Annotated in this window: 1 protein-coding gene; it reads right to left on the bottom strand. The window is 40.0% G+C overall.

Annotation, left to right across the window (positions count from 1 at the left end; genetic code table 11):
* Positions 1-1,506, bottom strand: a 1,506-nt coding sequence (locus DBX25_RS20355) for an IS1182 family transposase (RefSeq protein ID WP_108672580.1), incomplete at its 3' end; no start/stop codon positions are given.
* Between the last annotated feature and the right edge of the window lie 160 nt (positions 1,507-1,666).

Below are 1,666 nucleotides of genomic sequence, written 5' to 3'. Positions count from 1 at the left end.
GTTGTGGGCAACGCAAATAAGACCCCAATCCGTGGTATTTTTGGATAGGCCTCTTAGTGAGAATCGGTTAAATGTCTGATTGTGCTTGATTTGCCCAAACACTGGCTCGACATCCACTTTTCTCTTTCTATATTTTTGGTCGCCTTCTTCAGATGCCAGTCTTTCACGAACTTCTTTTCGTTGTTTTTGATTCTCGATGGAGACTTGAATGGTTTTTGTGTCTTTGTCTTTCGCACAAGTAGTTTGGAAAGGGCAATTACGACATTCGGTACAGCGATATGTCCGTTTGATAGATTCGTAACCATTTTCAGTCGTCTTCTTACTCTGATATTGGAACGTTAATCTTTTTCCATTTGAACAAATCCACACATCCAGTTCTTCATCATACTCCATGTTCTCAACTCGTCCGACTTGTTCCTTCCACGCTTTCGTTTTTTCTTTATCGAATGTGTTGTACTTAATGAGCGCTTCCACATCTTTATTTTCACAATGAACATAATTTTCTTCGCTTCCATAACCCGAGTCTGCAATCAATGTCTTCGGTTTTGGTCGATGATATTGTTCTAGTAGATTCAAGTGTGGAATCAAGCAACCTGAATCTCCAGCACGTTGATGCAGACTGAACCCTACGACAAATTGATTTTCTGTTCCAATCTGAACATTATAGCCAGGCTTCAACTGACCGTTCATCATATGATCGTCCTTCATTCGCATGAAGGTCGCATCCTGATCGGTTTTTGAAAAGCTGTTGCGTTCTCCGAAAGTCGCTTTTTGTTCTTCATACTTTTGCTTACGTGGAAGTAAATCTTTCTCTAATTGGCGCTTTGCTTTCTTTAATGGCTTGTTCTTTGGATCTTGTTCCAATCTAGCTTCTATTTTCTTTATGGTTTCAGAGATTTTCTCAGAAGAAATCGGGCTTTCTTCTAGCTTCTCCAGTAAATCCAATTCCTGTTCTGCTTCTTCATCTTCCCGTGTAACCTGTTCAATATCCCACACAATCTGACGAAACTTTTCATCTAACTTCTGATCATATTTTTCCGTAGACTTACGCCATACAAACGTATATCTATTAGCGTTGGCTTCTATCTTTGTACCATCAAGAAAGTAATCCTCCAACTTGACGAAACCTTCTTCTCGAAGTAAATCCACTATAGAAAAGAAGGTTTCATAGATAACTTCTTTCATCCGTTCGGATCGGAATCTATTGATGGTTCGGAAATCAGGTTGTTGTTCTCCTGAAAGCCACATGAAAATGATATTCTCCGTCAATTGTTTGGCGATTTGACGGGACGAGTAGATTCGGTTGGCATAAGCATATAAGATGATTTTCAACATCATTTGGGGATGATAAGGAGGTCTGCCTCCGCCGGGATAGAGAGATGAAAAAATAGTAGGCTTGATTTGATCGACGGCATAATCAATCAGCCGTGCAAGGTGTCGTTGGGGAATTAAAATTTGAATGTCCATTGGAAGGAATAGTTGCTTAGTGCTATACTGTTGATACATAAGAAAATCGTTCCTTTCTCTAATTGTGTTGTGGTGACTTAATTATACCAAAGAGAGCGATTTTCTTATTTTTTTTGGTAAAAATAACTTTATGGATTGTAGCGGAAGGCGCTTGACTCCTGGGGGATCAGCGTTACAGGCGAGACCCCGCAGGAGCGAA

This window comes from Peribacillus acanthi (assembly GCF_003073175.1).
In the GTDB taxonomy this organism is placed as follows: Bacteria; Bacillota; Bacilli; order Bacillales; family DSM-1321; genus Bacillus_BN; species Bacillus_BN acanthi.
The sequence above is the reverse complement of the archived record's forward strand: the minus strand, read 5'-3'. Positions and strand labels throughout refer to the sequence as shown.